This is a genomic window from Streptomyces sp. NPDC127038 (assembly GCF_042725875.1).
In the GTDB taxonomy this organism is placed as follows: domain Bacteria; phylum Actinomycetota; class Actinomycetes; order Streptomycetales; family Streptomycetaceae; genus Streptomyces.
In genome coordinates this window covers 7807-26698 of the sequence record NZ_JBHXDQ010000099.1, presented here as the reverse complement: position 1 = coordinate 26698, position 18892 = coordinate 7807, and the positions used below count along the sequence as shown (strand labels likewise).

Sequence of the window (18892 nt, the reverse complement as noted above, 5' to 3'; positions counted from 1 at the left end):
GGGATATGCAGCGCTGGCGCGCTGCATAGAATACGAATTGCGCAAGCGCAATTCAAAATTCCCGCGCAAGCGCGGGAATGAATTCCGTAAACGGAATTCTGAAAGCGGAAACAATTCGCGCAAGCGCGAATTGTGGGCACCCGCGCAAGCGCGGTCGCCTAGGGCTGGCGGCAAGAGGGTGCATCACGTGTCACGCCTGTGTGGTGACTGGGAATCACAGGTCATACCGTGCAGCTGGGGTGACGCTCCGTCGGACCCTGCGGGCCCCGGTGGGATGCTGGCCTCAACTGCAGTGACGGGTTCCGCTGCGCTCCACCCGAATCCCTCCCCCACTCATCTCCGCTCTCGAGGCCTGTCTGATCGCACTCGACAAAACTTCACAATAATACACACCAGCACATCGCTTGAGGTTAGAATCAGGCCAGTCATCGACTCATGTGGTGAATCTGATGCATCACTGGTGTCTGCTGTGTAGAGTCTGGGATCAGGCAGCACTACCACCAGTCCTCTTCATCAACATCAGACTTTCCAGCCTGATTGTGTGCCGCATAAGGAGAACACGGGAATGGCCGTGAAACTGCGTGACCATCAGATCGAGGCCGTCGCCGCCATTGTGCGCGGGCTCGACATGCCACCCGGCGGCATTCCCTCCAACGGTCTGCGCGGGCAGGTACACGCCGCATGCGGAACAGGAAAAACCCTCATCGCGGCAGCATCGGCCAAGCGCATGGTGCCCAAGGGACGCATTCTCGTCCTCGTACCGACACTGGACCTTCTGACCCAGACCGTGAAGGCATGGCGCGACGCCGGACACACAGGGCCGGCCGTCGCGGTGTGCAGCCTCACCGACGACCCGGAACTGTGGAACCTGAAGGTGCGCTCCACCACCAACCCCGTGCAGCTGGCGCTGTGGCACGGAGAGGGACCGGTGACCATCTTCGGGACGTACGCGTCGTTGGGGGTGCTGGCGGAGGCGTTCGAGGGCGTCTACGGGCAGCAGTTGGCCCCGCTGGACCTGGCCGTGGTCGATGAGGCGCACAGGACGTCCGGCTCGATGGGCAAGGCGTGGGCCGACATCCACAACCAGCACGTCATCCCGGCAAAGCGCCGGCTGTACCTGACGGCGACGCCGCGGATCTGGCAGGAACGGCCAAACTGGGAGGTCGCGGAGGGGGTGCGCGAGGCACTGCCGAAGGAGATGGCGGCCTCCATGGACGACGAGAACGTGTTCGGACCGGTGCTCTACAAGCTCTCGCTCGCATCAGCGGTGTCGCGGGGGCTGCTGGCGCGGTATCAGATCATCGTCCTGGAGCTGAAGGACCCGGTGGTCACCCCGGAGCGGCTGATGGGTGAGGAGCGGCGTAGTGAGGAGGTGCGTGGGCAGCGGCTCGGGGCGCTCCAGGCGGCGCTGCTGCACACCATGGAGCAGCACCAGCTGCAGACGTGCATCACCTTCCACCACCGGACGATAGAGGCATCGGCTTATGCGGAGGGTTTGGAGCGGGTGGCGCAGCGGCTGCATGCGGACCAGCCAGAGACATACCCGGCCGAGGTGTGGGCCAACTGGCTGTGCGGTGAGCACGTGCCCGAGCGCCGGCGCGAGGTGCTGGGGCAGTTCGGGACCACCGCGCGGCGCGCGGTCCTCTCCAACTGCCGGGTCCTGGGCGAGGGCGTCGACATCCGGGCAGTGGACTCGGTGGCCCTCCTGGACCCCAAGGGCGCCCCGCACGACATCGTCCAGGCCATCGGCCGCGCACTGCGGCAAAAGCCGGGACAGGGGAAACTCGCCTCTTTGATCGTGCCGGTATTTCTCCAGCCTGGGGAGAAGCCGGAGGACATGTTCACGTCGGGGTCGTATCGGCCTTTGGTGAAGGTATTGGAGGGTCTGCGGGCTCACGATGAAGAGGCCGTCGAATTGCTTGCCATTCCCCAGGAGCCTCAGAAGGACGTCGCGCAGCCGTCCGAATACATCGGTGCCAAGCCCGAGGACGGCGAGGAAGAAACCCGCCTCCTGCTCCGTTTCGCCGCTCCACGTGACCCGGTGATGGTCGCAAACTGGGTGTCCTTCAACGTGATCGACACGGAGAAGCAGGACTGGGCCCGCGGCTGGGCATCGCTCAAAAAGTTCACCGAACGTGAGGCACACGCCAGGGTTCCCTACGGGCACAAGGAAGGCACCTACCCGCTCGGGCAGTGGATCGCCGAGCAGCGACGGGCGTACGGGGCGGGGCAGATAAACGGCCAACGCGCACGACGGCTGGAACAACTGGGCATGGTCTGGTCGCCAGCTGATGAACGGTTCCAGGAGAACCTGGAGGCCGCCAAGGCCTACTACGACCAGCACTGGACACTGTGCGCACCCCGGTCGGCGACGATGCTGGACCGGCCCGTGGGGCAGTGGCTCTCCAACCTCCGCCGTGCTGGTGCGCTGGAGGGTCACCCGGAGTGGAAGACGGCGCTGGAGGCCGTGGACGAAGACTGGAACCCGGCCTGGCCCGCGGAATGGCAACGCCACTACGCCGCGCTGCGGGAGCTGCTGACGGACGAGGAAGACCACTCCGTCGTCCTGCCCGGGCTCACCGTCCACGGCATGGACATCGGCAAGTGGCTCGCCCGGCAACGGACACCGAAAGTCTGGCAGGCCCTGGCAGACGGGCAACGCCAGCGCCTGGAGGCCGTCGGCGTCGTCCCGGTGCCCCGTGAGCAGGCAGAGCCCGCCACCGCCCCCGGAAAGGCCGTGAGTGCCTTCGAGAAGGGCGTGGCGGCCCTGGCGCAGTACAAGACCCGCACAGGCTCTCTGGTGGTCCCCAGGGGGCACGTAGAGACACTGCCGGACGGGACAGAGGTCAAACTCGGAGTGTTCCTGTCCAACACCAAGAGCCGCCGGGCCAAACTCACCACCGACAAACTCCAGGCACTCGCCGGCCTCGGACTCGGCTGGGCGGCCATGGAAGGAGCGGCGTAGTGAGCGCAAGCGGCCGCGAGGCCGCGGAGCAGCGGGTGCAGGAGGCCGTACGGCGACACGGCCGCGCCCGTGCCTTCGCGGAGGCGGAGAAGGTCATCGCGCTGCTGCTGTCCGACCCTGGTGTGCAGGAGGCGCGGGCCCAAGTGGATGTGGCGGAGGCGGAGTTCGGCAGGGAGCTGTGCGTCCGTCTCCAGGCGTTCCAGGACCGCTACGACCAGGCCGTGCGCGACGGTGATGCGGACGGGCTCGCCGGGCTCTGTGCGGGCAAGCACGGACGCTGGGGGCGGATCTGCGTCCTGCCCGGCGGTCACGAGACCTCGATGGAGGAACCGCACTGGGGCCGCAACAGCGAGGGCCGGCCGATCGCGTGGGTGGGCAGCGCACCCGACGAGTGGTGAGCGGCTGTGAGAGCGGCGGCAGGACCCCGGGGCGCTGGGCGGCCCGGGGTCCCTTCGCTGCTAGAGGCCGCCGACATCGTGCCCCAGCCGCTCTCCCCTGGCACCGCGGCGAGCTCCCCGCCCTGGCCGCATCTGGCCCCAGCGCCGATGCGGATTTATCGGTGCGTCGCTGTCAGTGCCCGCTCGTACGCTGTTGGCCGGCGCGGCCGCGCCGGAGCATGGAGGCGTTCATGGCACGACAGCTGACGTATGAACAGCGGATCGCTTTGATCAACAAATGGAAGAACCCTCCGGGTGCTTCTGAACAGCTCCGGCTGGAGCGCGCCGAGCGCATGGTGAAACAGGCAGTGCTCCGACATGAGCCGTTCCGGGGACTCGACATCACGGTGGCGTCGAAGGGCTCGTACGCCAACAACACCAACGTCCGTGGTGACAGCGACGTCGACATCATGGTGAAGCTCAACGACCCCTTCCATACGGAGGGGCTGGCGGCTTGGTGGTTTGGGCAGCCAGCCGGCTACGCGGGGCCGTGGACTCGGCAGAAGCTTCGCCGGGAGGTGGAGAACGCGCTCACCAACCACTTCGGCTCGGTAGACACGGACCAGAACCTCGCCGTGTACGTTCCGGAGGTTGTGGGCAGCCGTCCCAGCATCGACGTGGTGCCGTGCTTCAAATGGGTGGCCTACGACACCACGGTTCCCGGCGGCGAATACGTGGGCAGCGTCGTCTATGGGCGCAACGGCAAGCGTGTCATCAACTGGCCCGAGCTCCAACTGGTCAACGGCCGTACGAAGAACACCAACACCAAGTACCGGTACAAGTTCGTGGTGCGGGTGCTGAAGAACGTCGAGAACGACCTCGCCTCCGAGGGCGTGATCAAGGCCCTTCCGTCGTACTTCTCCGAGTGCCTGATCTACAACGTCCCGGACGACGTCTTGCGCCTCGATGACAGCCTGGACGCTGTGGTCCGCGAGAGCCTGCGGCAGGTCTACAGGCAGCTCACAGGAACCTGGTTCAGCTATCTGCGCATGGTGGAGCCGAACGGGATCAAGAAGGTGTTCGGCGAGGGCCAGAAGTGGACCGAGAAGGACGCGCGCGAGCTGATCAAGCGCGCGTGGCACTACCTCAACTACGAGGGCTGACGATGAACACCGCGACCACCGTCCGCACCGGCGCCACCATCGCCGCCACCCTCTACACAGGCATCCTCGTCGTCCTGGGCCTGTACCCGTCCGAGTTCCGGTACCTCTTCGCGTACATCCCGGCCCTCGTGGGCTACGGCACCGTCGTGTTCGACAAGTGGGCCTGGCGCTGGCCCGTCATCCACCGCTTCACCGGCCGTGCCTGGGTCACGGGCACCTGGCGTGTCGTGCTTGTCCCGAGCCCGCAGAGCCACATACCGGAGGGAGGAAACCGGGGCCCGATCACCACGTACATGACGATCGAGCAGACCTTCTGGAGCCTGCATGCCACGCTCCGCACGAAGGAGAGCACCTCGCGGTCGAGCAACGCCACCATCATCGCCCCCGAGAACTCGGGAACTGCCGAGATCGGATTCCTGTACGACAACATGCCCCGCGTGGAGCACCAGCCTCGAAGCCCGCGGCACGAAGGGGCCTGCCGGATCGCGGTCACCGGCCTCCAGCCCAAGGCCGCGACCGGGCACTACTACACCAGCCGGTTCACAGCTGGCGACATGGACTTCACCCTGCTCAACCGATCCACCGACTACGGCACCTTCACCGAAGCGCAGGGCGCCGACCCGGCGCACACCAGCAACTGAAGAACAGCAAGGAGTGGGCCCCGGGAGACTGGTCTCCCGGGGCCCGGGGCCGTGCCGTCTCACGGAGCAGCGAGGATCACTCCTCGTCGGTCAGGGCCTTCGCGAACGCCTCTTCGGAGTCCAACGAGCGGAGCAGGGGACCGAGGAGCCTTCGCGTCACTGTTCCCGGCGCATCGCACAGTTCGCCCAGCGTGGCGCCGGTGCTCTCCTCGTACGTTTCGGCGCTGTATCGGTGGTTGCTGGCGAAGATGCTCGACGGGCTCCAGCGACGTCGGCCGCGGAGCCGGTTGGCTCCGATGGCCACGGCCCAGTTGCCGTGGTAGCCCACGTCCTCGGAGATAAGGCGGATCAGGTCCAATATGTGCCGGGTGAACACGACAACGGCAGCGTCGAAGATGACCTGCTCGGCCTCGCCTGGCGACTCGTACGGCTTGGAGATGCCTTCGGAGAGGCGGGTCATGAGCAGCCGCAGCCCGCCGTCCTCGAAGAGCTGAAGCTCAACGACGGACTCGTCATGCGAGCCGCCTTCCGGGGTGTAGACGCGGCCGGCCCCGAGCCCCGAGGAGCTGAGGGCTACTCCTCTCGCGCGACGGTGGCCCTGGTGGGCGGAAGACAGATCAGGGCTGAATCCTGCGGAGAGCGCTGCCCTGGTGCGAGGGGCTTGCAGGGCACGCTGGATCAGGGCGTGCAGGCGCTGGTTCCAGTCCTTGGCGCCGGTGATGGGCAGGCACATGTCCCGTCGTCCGGCGGTGGGCTGGGCGACCAGAAAGAGGTGGGATTGGGCTCCGACGTCGCGCAGCGGGTCCTCGTCCATCTCCTTGCGCAGCAGAGTGAGGGTGTCGGCTTCGGTGTTGCGTCGCCGTGTGTGGAGGGCGACGACTTCGGCGTCGCCCATCTGGTATTTCGTCTTGTCGCCGCGGCCGAAGTAGCGGTTGTCGACCATGTGCGGCGCGACTGGGCTGGCCGGGATGTGCACGATGAGGTAGCCGGTTCCGTTGTCGGCCGCCGCGCTGATCTCCTCGGTGATGACGGTCAGTGGCGGGTCGGGGATGGTCCGGGCCACCTGCTCAATCTTCTCCGGCAGCCCGTTCAGGGGCTGAGGGGCGAGTTCGAAGGTGCGGCTGTCCTTGTTCTCCTGCACCCCGATGATCAGGGTGCCGCCGTGGACGGCGAACGAGGACAGGTCGCGTGCCAGCTCCTTGTTGTCGCCCTTGCTGTTCGGGGCTTTCTTCAGATCCAGGTGGTGGCTTTCGTCGAACAGGCCGCTGTCGACCGCGGCCTGGAGGTCAGCCTCGGTCTTCGGCATCCACCGGGGGTTGTCGGAGGAGAGGTAGATCGACGTCACTTTGGGGTCCCGCTTCCCGTGATCCAAGGCCCGGCATCCGGACCACTGCCCAAGGGGCTGAGCACAGGCTACGGACTGGGTCCGACAACGGGCCTTCCATTTACCGGCACTCCGAGGAGCGCCGCCGTGCTGGCATCGCCCGAGACGGCGGCCGAACCGGACAGGTCCCGGTTCGCGACTGCCAGGCGGGCCGGGGAGCTGGTTCAGGTGGTGGTGGTCTCCAACGCGTAGAGCGCGTAGGCGACGGCTCCGTCGTCGGGGCACCGGGCCGCCTCAGCAAAGCAGGCGAGTGGCGGTGAGCGTGATGGTTAAACGTCACTGGGTGACGCTTACGGCAACGGCCGTTCGGATCCGTCACCAGCCGCGCCGGCAGCCTCGCGGCGACGCCGCCAGGCCCGGGTGCGGCACTTCGGGGAGCAGTACACCGAGTCCGTCCGCTTGCGCAGCGAGACCGAAACCCCGCACACCGGGCACAGGCCCTGCGCCCACAGGTACTCACCCCGCATCACCTGCAGGCCCTTGTAGACGGCGCGCTGGTAGATCTCCTCATGGCGCTGCACACGCCGCCAATGACGGCTGCGGCACATCGTGTCGCAGTACCGCCGGTTCGGGCCGGCGTCCCTGGGCAGCAGCGCACGGCACTGGGCACACCGGCGCACGGGTTTCCTCGTCACACGGCAAGGATCGCGCTCAAGGCCAGCAACGTGCGCACCTGTCAGGTCCCTGAGGCCAGGCCAGCCGGTAATCTCAAGGGCGGTCCGGCCCTGACAACGCTCTGGCAAGGCCGGACCACCCATCAAGACCGTGACTGGCCCGGGTCAGGTACGGAAGCGGGAGAACCAGCCGCCGGCCCTCTGCGCGGCGGCCTGTTCCCCCGCCTCCAGCCGAAGGCGTTCCTGCTCCTGGCGCTCGCGTTCGTCGGCTTCAGCCCTCTGCTCCCCCGTGACGGCCAGGTCCTGGCAGTGCTCACACAGATGCGGGTGCGACTGGCCGCTGCTCCAGCCGTGGTGGGAGCCGGTCGCCTCCCACCTCTCGTCGGTGAACTTCCTCCCGCAGTCCGCGCACACCGGCCGCCGCGCCTCCCGCTCCGCGGCTTCCCGCTCCTTGCGGCGCCGCTGTTCCCGTCGAGCGGCCTGGCGGCGGCTGGCGAGGTAGGCGTCCCGGCGGGGATTGCCGATCGCGTCCGTCAGCCGTTGGCGGTGGTCGTGGCCGAAGCGCCAGAAGGCGGGCCCGGCCGGGCCGTGTTCGCGCAGCGACTCCAAGGTGGTCGCCACGATCGGGATGCAGGTGTCGTAGGAGTGGTAGCCGCCCTCGGCATGCCACCGTCCCTGCCAGTGGTGGCGGGTGAGGTCGGCGACCCGGGCCATCTGGCTCTTGGCGGAGCGCTTGCCGATCTGGTGGAAGACGAGCAGGACCGGCGGGTGCACCCGCTCGTAGGCATCGTCCGCGGGCGTAGTCCAGCGAGTACACCACATCGGCTTCTCAATACCGTCGGTGTCCTTCTCCTTCCGCAGGAAGAACCGGGCGTACTTGTCGAACTTCGCCGCGATCAGCGGGGCTTCCTCGGTGCAGTTGTCCACCTCGATGAACAGCAGCGGCACCCCGGCCTGCGGAGCGGTCAGGACGACGTCGGCGCGGGGGCTGCCGATCGCGGGGTTCTTCCAGGTGCCCTTCACCGGCAGCGCGACCTCGGTCGCGTAGGAAGGGAGGCTGCCGATCCCATCCGGTGCGTCGACGGCGGCCTGCGCGGCGGCGACCGCTTCGGCTGGCTCCCCGACCACGAGGCCGAGGTCCGGTTTCGGGCGGATCAGCGCGATGACCGCCTCGTTCACCGTCATCGCATGCGAGGCACCGGAGCGGCCCCCGCTCCTGGGCATGGCGCCCATCTCTTCCGGTTCGCGGTCCAGGTCGATCGCGGCGGCCGCCAGCCCTGCCGCGGTGAGAAGGCGGACCTCCTCACCGCCGCGGGTGCGGCCGCCGTCGATGACCAGGCCGTGACGCCGAAGGTCGTTCGCCGCAGCACGGTGGGAGGCCGTTCGGGCCTCCTTCTGCTTCGCCCGGGTCGGCTTGGTCGTGTGCCGGTAGGTCAGGTGCGGCAGCGACAGCCGCTGGATCTGATCGGCGGTGGCGACCTTCAGCACCCCGAGGACACGCAGCACATCCGCGCGCAGGTCGTTACTCGAGTTCGCCTCATTCTCCGTGCGCCTGTCCGCCATCAGGTACGCCCTCCCCTCGACCGCGCTCCGGCCCACCAGCCGGTCGCTGGCCCGCCCGGCCGCACAGGGCACCAGCCACGCCGCCCCGAACCCGATGATCTCCTCCACCACTGACACCCCGTCCCTATCCCAGGGGTGTCAGTGGTGGAGGAGAGAAGAGGGTTGTGACCGTCCGGCGCGGGCCCGAAAACCCTTGGTGACAAGGGGAAATGCGGCTGCCGCAGGTGATGGGCACGGAAGTGGGATCGGCAGTGGGAACGCAAGCGCCAGCGGCAGGGGCCTACCGGGGCCTGCCCGGCAGCCGACCACCCGGGCGCGGCCGGGCCGTGCGCCGAAGGCGTGGTAGCCAGAGTTCCAGGATCGCGGCTGTGCAGAACAGTGGGAAGGGGCGGTCCGGTCGGGGGCGGGGTCGGTTCGGGCACGGGGTCCTCATTCCTTCGGCCTGCCGGCCGGATCGGCGATCATCCCGGCCCGCACACGACGGTGCGCACGAGCCGAGACCACCGTGAGAAGGCGCCCCTTGGCCGCGGTCTGACGACCGCCCCGACGGATGTCCGATTTCGCCTTGACCAGCCCCTTGACGGGCGGATTTGACCGTGGCCGACGCCACACCGCCAGAGCAAGGCATCGGCGCTTGCCCGGGCCTGTGGCGGCGGATCCGGGACCGGCAGGGCTGCCCCGCTGGCCGTGGCGCCGGACCCGCCGCCATCAGGCATCCGGACACGCCTCACACCGGGGGCGGGCGGAGCGTGTCCGGACGGCTTTCACGCTAGGAGTGGAGGCCCCGACCACGGCACCCCGACCAGCCACATCACTTTCCGGCAACACCCCCCAACCACCGCCCGCCAGACCCCGACCACAACCCCCACCACCACAGGTCAGGGCCCTCCCGGGCGCGGCAAGGAACCGGACAAAGAATCTTGAATGCAGAGCGGACGCGTGACGGGCTTGCGCAGCTAACCGGTCTCTGAAGTAGGAAGGGGAGAGAGACGGCCAACCGGCTCCCGGCGCTCAGGCGTCGGGCAGGGTGCGCAGGAGCCGGCGGACCGCGCGGCGCACGGTCAGGCCGCGGGCGAGGCCGGGTGCGGCATACGCGATGACGACGAGCACGGCCACGGCGGCGAACGTGGTGAGCGGGCCCATCCAGCAGGACACCAGCAGCACGCCACCGGTCAGGAGCAGAACGGCGAGGGTGAGCGCCAGGCCCTGGTCCTGGTCGTGGTCGCGGGGCGCCAGGCTGGCTCGCTGGTTCATGTCCGGCGCAGGCATCCGGACGGCACCTGACCTCCGGCCACGATCCGCCACAGACTCCCGCCGCCGCACTCCCGGTACTGCGACCAAGAGGTACGGCCCACCGCCACGACGCAGGAACGCACCCGCACACCCCGGTGCAGGTAACGCACGACCGGCGAACGCGTCGTCGCGACCGGCCCCTCGTTCCACGCCGGCCTGCGCACCGCCACCGTCTGGACCGCCTGCCACGTCGACGTGCACGGTGCAGCGGAAGTCGGTGGGGCAGCGGACAGGGCGGTCGCAAGGACGGCGGTCACGGCGGCCGCAGTGGTGAGCAGACCTCGGGTCAGGTGCATGCACGGTCAACCCCGCTGCCCACCCGCCCGGTCACGGGCTCTGTCCCGAGATCACCCGCCAGGGGCAGCCGGGGCCTCCCTTACCTGCCTGCGTGACGCCATTCAATAGGCCGCCCTGGCCCGCTGCGCACGACCCGCCTCGAGCAGCTGCCCAACCTCGCGGACCGGCTCGGCAGTTGCATCCCGCCAACTATCGAATGAGCCCGCCGGACATGGCAACGTCCCCTCCCCGGCAGCACTTGCGCGGCTAACCCCCGCACCCCGCACAGTGCGGCCAAAGACCCGTCGCCCCTGTCCTGGCCGGTGCTCCAGCTGCGGCACGACACAAACGCCGCCGCCCTGTCACTGTCCTGCCCCCACCCCGCACACCAAGGGGTGAAAGACACCTGCCCGAAGAACTGGAGTCCGCCGTGCTTCTTCCCGCTCTTTCCCATGTCGTAGCCCTGTCCAGCGGGGCAGGCATGCTCTGGTACCTCACGGCGGCCCTCCGGCACCTCCTTCCCGGCGGCATCACACCGGTACTGCGGGCCCGCTCCGCGAACCGCATCGAGACCAAGGCGTGCAACCTGGCCGGCACCGACCCCGAAACCGCGCTCGCCATGCTCCGGATCACGCGAGGCACACCGGACACCCCGGCACCCCAGGACAGCCCGACCCCGCAGGACGTCAGACCGGCACAGCCTCGCGCAGCACCTGCGCGGTCCGGTCACAGATCCTCGCCAGCTGCTCGCGGAAGGGGTAGATCTGCCCGACCCCCGCGACGTCCCGCAGCGCCTTGAGGGTCTCCACCCACTCGACGGCATCCTCGGGCAGGGTGTATGGCTTCCCGCTCATCCTGACCGCCGGACGCGGCGGCGCAGGCACAGCCACGGTCACGGTCCGGGTCGCCGTCCGCTCCACCACCTCACGGACCGGCGCGGTGGTGCGGCCGCCGGCCGTCACGGGCCGCTCCGCACGGGCCTGCGCAGTGCGCAGTTCCCACGCCCGGGTGCGGTGCGCAGCCGTGCAGTACTTCGGCGGCCGTCCCCGGCCGCCGTACGTCATGACCGTCCCGCACCAGGCGCACGTCCGCTCCACCAGACGCGTACGCACCGCTGCCTCGCCGTCCAGGACCACACCCATTTTCGTCACGGATGTAAATCTACTACCTGCAAGAACACGATCTGAGGGCGGGGTTACGTGAGCAAGCGCAGCGGTCGCCAAGATCACCGGAATTCGAGCATGAGAACGATAATGGTGTGAGCACGGACCGGGCCCCGAGATGGGAGTGGGCTATGACAGAGGACCCAGCGGAGGCACGACCGTGGCGGGAGGGCGAAGGCCCGAAGCCCAAGATGCGGACATGGCCGCCCGCCGATCCGCCCGCGCTGTGGGTGCGCCAGAACGGCAGCTGGAAGTGGGCAACCGTGACCGCCCGGCAGGACTGGCCCGACGGCCGCACCGCTTACCAGGTCCTGATCGACACCGCCGGGACAACAGCGACGTCCCACCGCGCCTACTGGTGGCCCCATGAAGGACTGCGCATCGCTCACCGCAGCGCAGCCGAACCCACGGCCGAGGCCGGCCTTGGCGGAGACCTGCCCCGCCCGCCGCAGCGATGAAGCTGCTCTGCGAGCGGCGACGCGTGGTGTTTGCATGAGGTGATAAGTGGGCCGGTACAGGAGTCGCGGACAGGTAAGCTGCGCGGCTCCTCGTTGCCGGTGCTGCTTCCAGCGCGTGTCGTAAGTCCTGCTGTGAGCGCGCGGAAGGCGGGTATCAGGTCGGTTCTGACCGGATGAACGATGGAGGATGAAGTGGACTGGGGACAGTTCGGGCAGCAGCTGGCGACGATGGCACGGGACCTGTTGGCTCAGGACTCCTTCGATGCCACCCTTCAGCGGATCACGGCATCGGCCACGGAGCTGGTCGAGGGCTGCGACGCGGCAGGCATCCTCGTACTGCACGACCATCAGGTGGAAACCCTCGCCCCCACCGACCAACTCGTCATCGACAGCGACCGGCTCCAGGCGGAGCTGGGACAAGGGCCGTGCTTCGACGCAGCACACAGCGCGCAGGGGGAACGGGTCTTCCGTATCAACGACCTCACCGAATCGAAGCCGCGCTGGCCGCTCTTCGCCCCACGGGCCCACGAGCTAGCCGTGGGAAGCATGATGGGCTTCTTGCTGTTCACCGACGCCGAGGAGTTCGGGGCGCTGAACTTCTACTCCCGAAAAGCCGGTGCGTTCACCGCGGACAGTGAGCAGGCCGGGCTGCTGCTCGCCTCCCACGCGGCCATCGCCTTCTCCAGCGCCCGCACCCACGCCCAGATGGAACACGCCGTAGCCACCCGTCACGTCATCGGCGAGGCCATGGGCATCCTCATGGGCAGCCACCACCTCACCGAAGACCAAGCCTTCGACGTACTGCGCCGCTACTCGCAAGAGACCAACATCAAGCTCCGCGAAGTCGCCCGCCGGGTCTGCGAAAAGGGCGGCATTCCCTAACCTCCGGCCGGTCGAGTACGGCCCTTGGCTAACCGGACGGACACATCCGGCGCCGGGCCAGGAAAGGCTCTGGCGACGCGGTCAGGCGACCGTGGGCGGCGCCAGGAGCAGGGTGCGTCTGCCTGCCGCGTCGGTCGGCGAAAGCGGTACCAATGCCAGCCCAGGTGGTGAGGGTGAGAGCGGGGAGCCGGGCGCCTGAGAGCTGGGCATCGGCAAGGATCATGCCCTCTGTCTGATGCGGGTACCTCGGTCCCGCGTCATCCGGACGGGATCTGGCCCTCGCCCACGAACGGCACCAGCAGACGGCCCCGGCGATCCAGATACGGCGCACCCTCGGGACGAATACGCCGTTCCCGACCGCCCGGGAAACGCAGCCGTGCCCGGCCGCTCGACCGCATCGCTACCGCCACACGCGCCGGCTCACCCAGCAGAACGCCGCCCCATTCCGGGGAGCCCGCGGGGGAAAACGCTCCGAGCTCGGCATCGACCGCTACGCCCTCTCCCGATGTCAGGACAAGGACGGCAGGGCACGACGATGTAGTCACCCAGCCGCCATGCCAGCCTGCCGCCTGAGGCGCCCCGCAGGCCTGCGGCTCAGCCTTCTGCCGCGTGCTTCGTACGTACTCTCCCTGGGCGACCGCGTCCAGGGCCAGGGCGTGGATACTCAAGGTGAGCAGCAACTTGAGCAGTGCCTCGGCTGTAGCCGGTGCCGTCGACCAGGTCCGGTATCGCTCGAGGCGGTCGCTGCGCTCCCCGGGGATGCGGTCGACCGCCCGCAGGATCCGCTCGCTCCACATCACACACGCCACCCAGACGTCCACAGGGTCGGTCTCTCCTTCGTCCGCGGATTGAAGCTGCAAGGGGGAGGCCAAAGGCAGCGGGCGTTCAGGACGGCTCCGCTCACATCCGCGTTCGCGGTCTCGCCGTAGTGGATGGACCCGATAGCGCGGGTGCGGTAGCTGTACAGCGGATCCGAACTCCGGTACTCGCAGTGGTAGGCAGCCGTGGTCGTCCGGTACGGCGGCGAACTGGCGGTTGGACTGCGCCACAGTGAGCCACCGGCCCGGACCAGGGCTGTACCACTCGACCTTCGGCGCGCGTTGCACGAGAACGGAGCATGTGTATGGCCAGCCTCCAGGTGCGTGCCTGGTCGGTCGGCATGATCCTTGTGTCATGTCCGGATCGTCCGAGAAGTGGCCCGGGTGGGAAAATCCGGCCGAGCCGATCCCGCCTCCGCCTGACTTCTTCACTCCAGGCGACAGGCCGCCTGACGCTCAGCAACAGCGCCTGATCCTTGACTGGGCGGTGAACCAGCGGATCGCGTCGGGCTGGCGTGTGGAATCCCGCTCGGAGACGCAGGCCGTCATGGTGCGCGGGAAGCCCGTCAACCACGTCTTGCACGCAATTTTGACGGTCGTCACGTGTCTCTTGTGGGGGATCGTCTGGCTCATCCTTGCCACGACGAACCGGATGGAACGCGTGGCCCTCACAGTCGACGCCAGTGGTCACGTGGTAGCCGTGGCTGCTCCGGGTTCTCCGAACGTGTAGGCAGCCGTGGCCCCCGTGATCGTGTACCCGCCGGATGAGGAGGGGGGCCGGCGGGTCCGTGCCGATGGAGTGATCCTCGGCCGCGCGTTCTCCGTGCGGGACATCGTCGCGTTCCTGCAAGTGGCCGGGCTCCAAGGCTGGGACGAGATGGATGTCGTCAGGTCCGAGCTCATCGAGTGGCGGGGCGGCGGCCCCAACGCGTGGGAGCACTGACGCGGTCTGGCCGCTACGCGGGGCGGCCTCCCCGCAGGTGTCCGCGTAATGCCGCACGCAACTGCGGAAGGGCGCGTGGGGTCTACGAACTGCTGGGCGACGTCCTCAAGGGCCTGTCCACCGACGGCCGCTTCGAACTGCACGACGGCACCGAGGCCCTGGTCCTACGCGACGAGCTTGGGCACCGACGCCTGCCGAACAACGATGACGAAGTCGTGGCCCGCGCGGCCCATCTACAGGAGGCCATCGCACCGCGCCAGATCACCGTCATCACGCGCGACAACGGGATGCGCGGCAAGGCCATGACCTGGTGCCTGCCCTGGGACTTCCCGCCGGACAAGTACCTGATCCCCGAGGACGGCGTCGGTGCAAAGCACCGAGAGGCGAACCTTGCGAGCATCAGCGTTGACGTCTCTGAGGACGGTGACGACGCATAAGCAGCCCGCCCCCTGGCGGAGCGCAGCGCCGCGCGTCGGCGTGGCCAGCCAGCAAGGTCGCCAAGTGCTTACCGGGTAAGCACTTGGCGACCTTGAGGTCAGGCCGTCATCAGCTCGGCAAGTTCTACAACCTGCTGCCGTGTGAGGCGCCGCTTCAGTTCCTCGGCGAGTGCCGTCAGGTCTTCGTCCGGAGCCGCGACAGATGACGGCCGTCAGCGGACCAGCCGGCACGAGCGCCAGCTGTGCCCGTCACGCACCAGCACGCCGCGCTCCTCCAGGTTGCGCAGGTGGTACGCGACCGTGCTCCTACTGCGTAGTCCCGCCGCCACACCGATCTCCGTGACCGTCGGGCCCTCCCCGTGGTCCTGGATGGACCGGCGGATGATGCGCAGGATCTGCTCTTCCCGCTCGGTCAGGTGCGCCGGACGCCGGTTCACTGCGCACTCCGGGCCCGGACCCGATGGCGCAGCTCCACCCGCTCCCCCGGGCCCCTTCCCGGCTGCGACCAGAACGGGTGCCACCACAGTCGCGCCGACAACGTCTGCAGCCGGCGGCGCAGCACCGTCTGCGCGACCGTGCGGGGCGCGGCAAGGGCGTCGTAGGTGCGGATCCAGGCCGCCTGCAGCTGGACCAGGTCGTCAGGGAAGGGTGCGGACTCCATCACTCTATTAGTGCACATGTTCGAATTTTGGTTCAAGTCAACACCTCTACACCGTGCTGTGGTGCGCTGCTTCGGGTGGGTGCCGGACGGCGCAGTCCGGCACCCACCCGTCCCATGCCGACGCTTGCGGGGCGTGCGGCACGGATCCGGGACCGGCACAGGCCCGCACCGGCCGTGGCGCCGGATCCGCCGCCACAGGCACCCGGACACGCTCTGCACGGGGCGGGCGGAGCGCGTCGGAACGGCATTCACGCTGAGGATGCGGACTGGTGCACCCTCCCTCAGTACCTCGCCGTACCCAGCTCTTCAGGAACCTTCTGGAGATAGGGCCGCTCCACCGACTCAGCCTGCGATGACCCACACGATGCAGGCTCCGGATTGGTGGGCCGCCTGCTCCAGGTATGGGGCCGGTCGACCGCCGCGAGCAGAGCATTGACGCGACGGGCAAATTCCCTGCCGGGCAGCGGAAGTTCTGAGTCAGGCTCGCGTAGATAGCCGGCGGTCACGGCTGTGGGGATGTAGGCCATGAGCTTGCACACGGACGCCGGCCGGGACCGGACGGTCTGCTGAGCGAGGTGACGCAGGATCCGCATGAACTGCGTGGTCGACGCGCTGGTGATCCGGTTCTCTGCCGGATTCCAGCTGCTCCCGTCGTCCCAGGCCGGGGGCTCGGGCGTGGGCTGGACGGCATCGACCTGACGGTGCCACCAGTCGGCTGTCTCCGGCTCGCCCAGCGCCAGATGATGCAGGTAGAGGCAGTACGCAGCGGCGGCCTGCCCGGCACCGGCCGCGTACTGCCACCAGAAGCGGGCGCCCTCAGCGGTGTCGGTCAGCTGCAGAACGCAGGCCAGGACCAGGGCGCTGCGGGGTTCGGGGACCTGGTCGGTGACGAACTTGACGACGGTGGCAGGCGAGGTGTGCGAGACCAGGGTCTCGCACAGGGCGTGGAGGTCTTCCGTTGCTGCGTTGGGCTGGGGGTCCTGTCCGGGGGGCTCTGCACGGTGGTCGACTGCTGGGGTTGGAGCCGGAGAGGGGACGACGTCGCGCGGCACGGTGCGCTCGCGCACGAGCAGGGCTCTGGACAGGAGCTCTTCGATGCCGGTCACGAGGTGGTCCCTTCAGTGGAAGGAGGCGGGCACAACACGCTCTCCAGAAAGCGGATGGCGTGGCGTTCATCGGAGCGCACGGTGGCCAGTGAGGCGCCGAGGAGGGCGGAGGTGGTCTCGGGCGGGAACCCGCACAGCCGGCGCAGCACCATGACGTCGAGCTGGCCGGCGGGCAGTCGGCTCATGGCCGTGAAGAGCTCCAGGCTCTCGGTGACCTGGTTCATGTGGTGGTCCGGTTCGCTGAGGGATCGCAGGGCGACGGTGTCGAAGGCGGCTCTGCCCAGCTCGGGCCGGCCGTCGCGGTGGGGGGTGCGGGACATGACGGTGGCGCGCAGGACGTTCCAGGAGAAGTGGCGGGCGTCGTAGCTGGCGAGGGCGTCGTTCCAGGACAGCCAGAGGATGTCGAAGGTGTCGGAGACGGCGGCATCGCGCTGGTCGTCGTCGAGGAAGGTCTGGGCGTAGAGGCTGTAGTCGTTTTCCACCAGCTCGCGGAACGCACGGTGCTCCAGGGGAGGGGTCGTGGGGGCGGTCGTCAGGATGGGCTTGTGGTCGGTGCAGTTCTCGACCCAGTCGTTGTTCTTGTGCGCTTCGAACGCCGCCTGCCGCCACAGCCGGTAGAGAGGTGAGCTGGGCATGCCCAGCTCACCGGCCAGCATGTGCACGATCTCCCAGCGGGGGTACAGGCCCACGCCCCGGAGCAGTTCGGACAGCTTCGACTTGGCGAACAAGAGCCGAGTGCTGAGCTCGTTCAGTGTCAGACCGCTGGCCCGGTAGCTGCCGCGCAACGGGTCCAGCCAGGCACGGTGAACGCTGCCGACGCTGTCGGCGACGGGCCCGAGCTTGCGCCCCGGCCGCGCAGCCTGCGGTCTGCCAGACGGTGCTGGCGGTTCGGTAGGCATCGTCACGGAGCCTCACCCTCCTCGTCCCCGGCCACGTCCACGCGATGGCTGGACCGGGACGCTGAATGGGAACGGGTGGCGTGGACGATCTGTTGAACCGTCAGCGCAAGGGCAGGAGCGAGCGCAACCACCGCTGCCGTCTGGCCAGCCGCCACCAGCACTGCGCTCCACGCGAACACCGTTGCTGTGACGCCGATGACGACTATCGAACGGGACTTCATACACAGACCTTCCGCCGGAATTCTCGGCCGGTGCTCCATCCGAAAAGAGGCACCGGGTCCCGGGCAGGCGGGTGCCGAAGCCGCACTGGCTGGGAGGTCAACCAGCATGGCCAATGGGGCAGTTGCTACGCCACGTGATCGCGGAATCACGGAACAATGCCGATCACAGGATCGGTTCCAGGCGCTGCATGCACCTCGGTGGCTGCGACACAAGGCGGCACGCTGCCGGGTGGAAGTTCCCAGTTCTCCTTGCAATTGCACGCCCGAGCGACGTCAATAGAACATGACGCCGTTGGTGTCGGCCTTCCATCCGGAAGCGCCCGTCCCCGTGCCGAACACTGGGGGAAGCGGGCATCGCCGCTCTCGCCTGGCCGCCCTTAGAGGCCAGGCGAGAGCGCAACGATCCCAAGGGACCCTGGCGACCGTAGACCACAGCACTGACAATCACGAGACACACGTCTCGAGCGCACAAACGAGCCCGCTGAAACAGCGCGGAGCTTGCGGCGATGTTGCGCGACGAACAGCCCCCGACCGGGACCTGGTAGGGGGCTGTCTTCACGAGCCGTGGCCATGAAGGGCGGTCGCCTACGCGGCGAAAGGCTCCGCAGGGCTTTAGCCGAACGATCTTCCCCGCGGGCTATCACTGAGGCCCGGGGACACTGTGTGCTCTCGGGTTCGTCAGCACCTCATGGCGCAGGGCCGCGAGCGCCTCGATCCGTTCGACGGCGTCCTCGGGCAGAAGTGCAGGCCGCCAGGTCACCACCGACCCGGTACCTCTGCGGGTGATCCGCAGTAGCCGCCTGCCCTCGTCATCATCGATCTCGCGGACGCGTACTCGCTCTGCCACGGGCACCGCCGCGGGCTACCGGACTCGAACCGGCTCAGACCGACAAAGGGTCACAATCTCGAAGATTGAAGCGGATTTCCCATCACGCCTTTGCCCGCAGCGGCTGACCACAGCCTACCGACAACAGCCACGAGGCTCAGCAACAGATATGGGGTCGGCTTCTCCCCATACAGGGAGAAGC

Annotated in this window: 20 protein-coding genes; 9 read left to right on the top strand and 11 right to left on the bottom strand. The window is 68.3% G+C overall.

Going from position 1 to position 18892, the window contains the following annotated elements; translation table 11 throughout:
- Positions 1 to 565 precede the first annotated feature (565 nt).
- The 4 genes from ACFWI4_RS38895 to ACFWI4_RS38880 all read left to right on the top strand — a co-directional run bounded on the left by ACFWI4_RS38895 (position 566) and on the right by ACFWI4_RS38880 (position 5146).
- A complete protein-coding gene (locus ACFWI4_RS38895) occupies positions 566 to 2965 on the top strand; it encodes a Helicase associated domain protein (RefSeq protein WP_387206138.1) in 2400 nt (799 codons plus the stop codon).
- On the top strand, positions 2965 to 3363 hold the full coding sequence (locus ACFWI4_RS38890; RefSeq protein WP_387206136.1) for a hypothetical protein: 399 nt from the start codon (positions 2965 to 2967) through the stop codon (positions 3361 to 3363). Before ACFWI4_RS38895 ends, ACFWI4_RS38890 begins: the two co-directional genes overlap by 1 nt.
- Positions 3364 to 3593: 230 nt before the next feature.
- Positions 3594 to 4505, top strand: a complete 912-nt coding sequence (locus tag ACFWI4_RS38885; protein ID WP_387206134.1) for a nucleotidyltransferase domain-containing protein — start codon at positions 3594 to 3596, stop codon at positions 4503 to 4505.
- A gap of 2 nt (positions 4506 to 4507) precedes the next feature.
- Positions 4508 to 5146, top strand: coding sequence for a hypothetical protein (locus ACFWI4_RS38880; RefSeq protein WP_387206132.1), 639 nt, complete (start codon positions 4508 to 4510; stop codon positions 5144 to 5146).
- A gap of 76 nt (positions 5147 to 5222) precedes the next feature.
- Here ACFWI4_RS38880 and ACFWI4_RS38875 read toward each other — a convergent pair whose 3' ends face one another.
- The 5 genes from ACFWI4_RS38875 to ACFWI4_RS38855 form a co-directional block, all read right to left on the bottom strand.
- Complete coding sequence (locus tag ACFWI4_RS38875) at positions 5223 to 6491, bottom strand: helix-turn-helix domain-containing protein (protein ID WP_387206130.1); 1269 nt, start codon at positions 6489 to 6491, stop codon at positions 5223 to 5225.
- A gap of 329 nt (positions 6492 to 6820) precedes the next feature.
- Positions 6821 to 7165, bottom strand: a complete 345-nt coding sequence (locus ACFWI4_RS38870; RefSeq protein WP_387206128.1) for a hypothetical protein — start codon at positions 7163 to 7165, stop codon at positions 6821 to 6823.
- A 144-nt stretch (positions 7166 to 7309) separates the two neighbouring features.
- The gene (locus ACFWI4_RS38865; RefSeq protein WP_387206126.1) at positions 7310 to 8815 is read right to left on the bottom strand and encodes a replication-relaxation family protein; all 1506 of its coding nucleotides are present in this window, start codon (positions 8813 to 8815) and stop codon (positions 7310 to 7312) included.
- A gap of 903 nt (positions 8816 to 9718) precedes the next feature.
- Positions 9719 to 9976, bottom strand: a complete 258-nt coding sequence (locus ACFWI4_RS38860; protein ID WP_387206124.1) for a hypothetical protein — start codon at positions 9974 to 9976, stop codon at positions 9719 to 9721.
- A gap of 986 nt (positions 9977 to 10962) precedes the next feature.
- Complete coding sequence (locus tag ACFWI4_RS38855) at positions 10963 to 11427, bottom strand: hypothetical protein (protein WP_387206122.1); 465 nt, start codon at positions 11425 to 11427, stop codon at positions 10963 to 10965.
- A gap of 143 nt (positions 11428 to 11570) precedes the next feature.
- Here ACFWI4_RS38855 and ACFWI4_RS38850 point away from each other — a divergent pair, with 143 nt between their 5' ends.
- Complete coding sequence (locus ACFWI4_RS38850; RefSeq protein WP_387206120.1) at positions 11571 to 11897, top strand: hypothetical protein; 327 nt, start codon at positions 11571 to 11573, stop codon at positions 11895 to 11897.
- A 180-nt stretch (positions 11898 to 12077) separates the two neighbouring features.
- On the top strand, positions 12078 to 12779 hold the full coding sequence (locus ACFWI4_RS38845) for a GAF and ANTAR domain-containing protein (protein ID WP_387206118.1): 702 nt from the start codon (positions 12078 to 12080) through the stop codon (positions 12777 to 12779).
- 257 nt (positions 12780 to 13036) lie between these two features.
- Here the strand turns inward: ACFWI4_RS38845 and ACFWI4_RS38840 are convergent, their stop codons facing one another.
- Positions 13037 to 13600 (bottom strand): hypothetical protein, encoded by a 564-nt coding sequence (locus ACFWI4_RS38840; RefSeq protein WP_387206116.1) that lies wholly within the window; start codon positions 13598 to 13600, stop codon positions 13037 to 13039.
- Between the two features lie 352 nt (positions 13601 to 13952).
- On the opposite strand from ACFWI4_RS38840, the gene ACFWI4_RS38835 reads away from it, so the two are divergent.
- The 3 genes from ACFWI4_RS38835 to ACFWI4_RS38825 are packed head-to-tail and all read left to right on the top strand — an operon-like array spanning position 13953 to position 14977.
- Positions 13953 to 14327, top strand: coding sequence for a hypothetical protein (locus tag ACFWI4_RS38835; RefSeq protein ID WP_387206114.1), 375 nt, complete (start codon positions 13953 to 13955; stop codon positions 14325 to 14327).
- 15 nt (positions 14328 to 14342) lie between these two features.
- Complete coding sequence (locus ACFWI4_RS38830) at positions 14343 to 14540, top strand: hypothetical protein (protein WP_387206142.1); 198 nt, start codon at positions 14343 to 14345, stop codon at positions 14538 to 14540.
- Positions 14528 to 14977, top strand: a complete 450-nt coding sequence (locus ACFWI4_RS38825; protein ID WP_387206112.1) for a hypothetical protein — start codon at positions 14528 to 14530, stop codon at positions 14975 to 14977. Before ACFWI4_RS38830 ends, ACFWI4_RS38825 begins: the two co-directional genes overlap by 13 nt.
- A 212-nt stretch (positions 14978 to 15189) precedes the next feature.
- Here the strand turns inward: ACFWI4_RS38825 and ACFWI4_RS38820 are convergent, their stop codons facing one another.
- The 5 genes from ACFWI4_RS38820 to ACFWI4_RS38800 form a co-directional block, all read right to left on the bottom strand.
- Positions 15190 to 15414 (bottom strand): LexA family protein, encoded by a 225-nt coding sequence (locus ACFWI4_RS38820; protein ID WP_387206110.1) that lies wholly within the window; start codon positions 15412 to 15414, stop codon positions 15190 to 15192.
- Positions 15411 to 15638 (bottom strand): hypothetical protein, encoded by a 228-nt coding sequence (locus tag ACFWI4_RS38815; protein ID WP_387206108.1) that lies wholly within the window; start codon positions 15636 to 15638, stop codon positions 15411 to 15413. Before ACFWI4_RS38815 ends, ACFWI4_RS38820 begins: the two co-directional genes overlap by 4 nt.
- 281 nt (positions 15639 to 15919) lie before the next feature.
- Entirely contained in the window at positions 15920 to 16744 is an 825-nt protein-coding gene (locus ACFWI4_RS38810; RefSeq protein ID WP_387206106.1) for a hypothetical protein, read from the bottom strand.
- On the bottom strand, positions 16741 to 17643 hold the full coding sequence (locus tag ACFWI4_RS38805) for a sigma-70 family RNA polymerase sigma factor (RefSeq protein ID WP_387206140.1): 903 nt from the start codon (positions 17641 to 17643) through the stop codon (positions 16741 to 16743). Before ACFWI4_RS38805 ends, ACFWI4_RS38810 begins: the two co-directional genes overlap by 4 nt.
- 861 nt (positions 17644 to 18504) lie before the next feature.
- A complete protein-coding gene (locus ACFWI4_RS38800) occupies positions 18505 to 18711 on the bottom strand; it encodes a hypothetical protein (RefSeq protein WP_387206144.1) in 207 nt (68 codons plus the stop codon).
- Between the last annotated feature and the right edge of the window lie 181 nt (positions 18712 to 18892).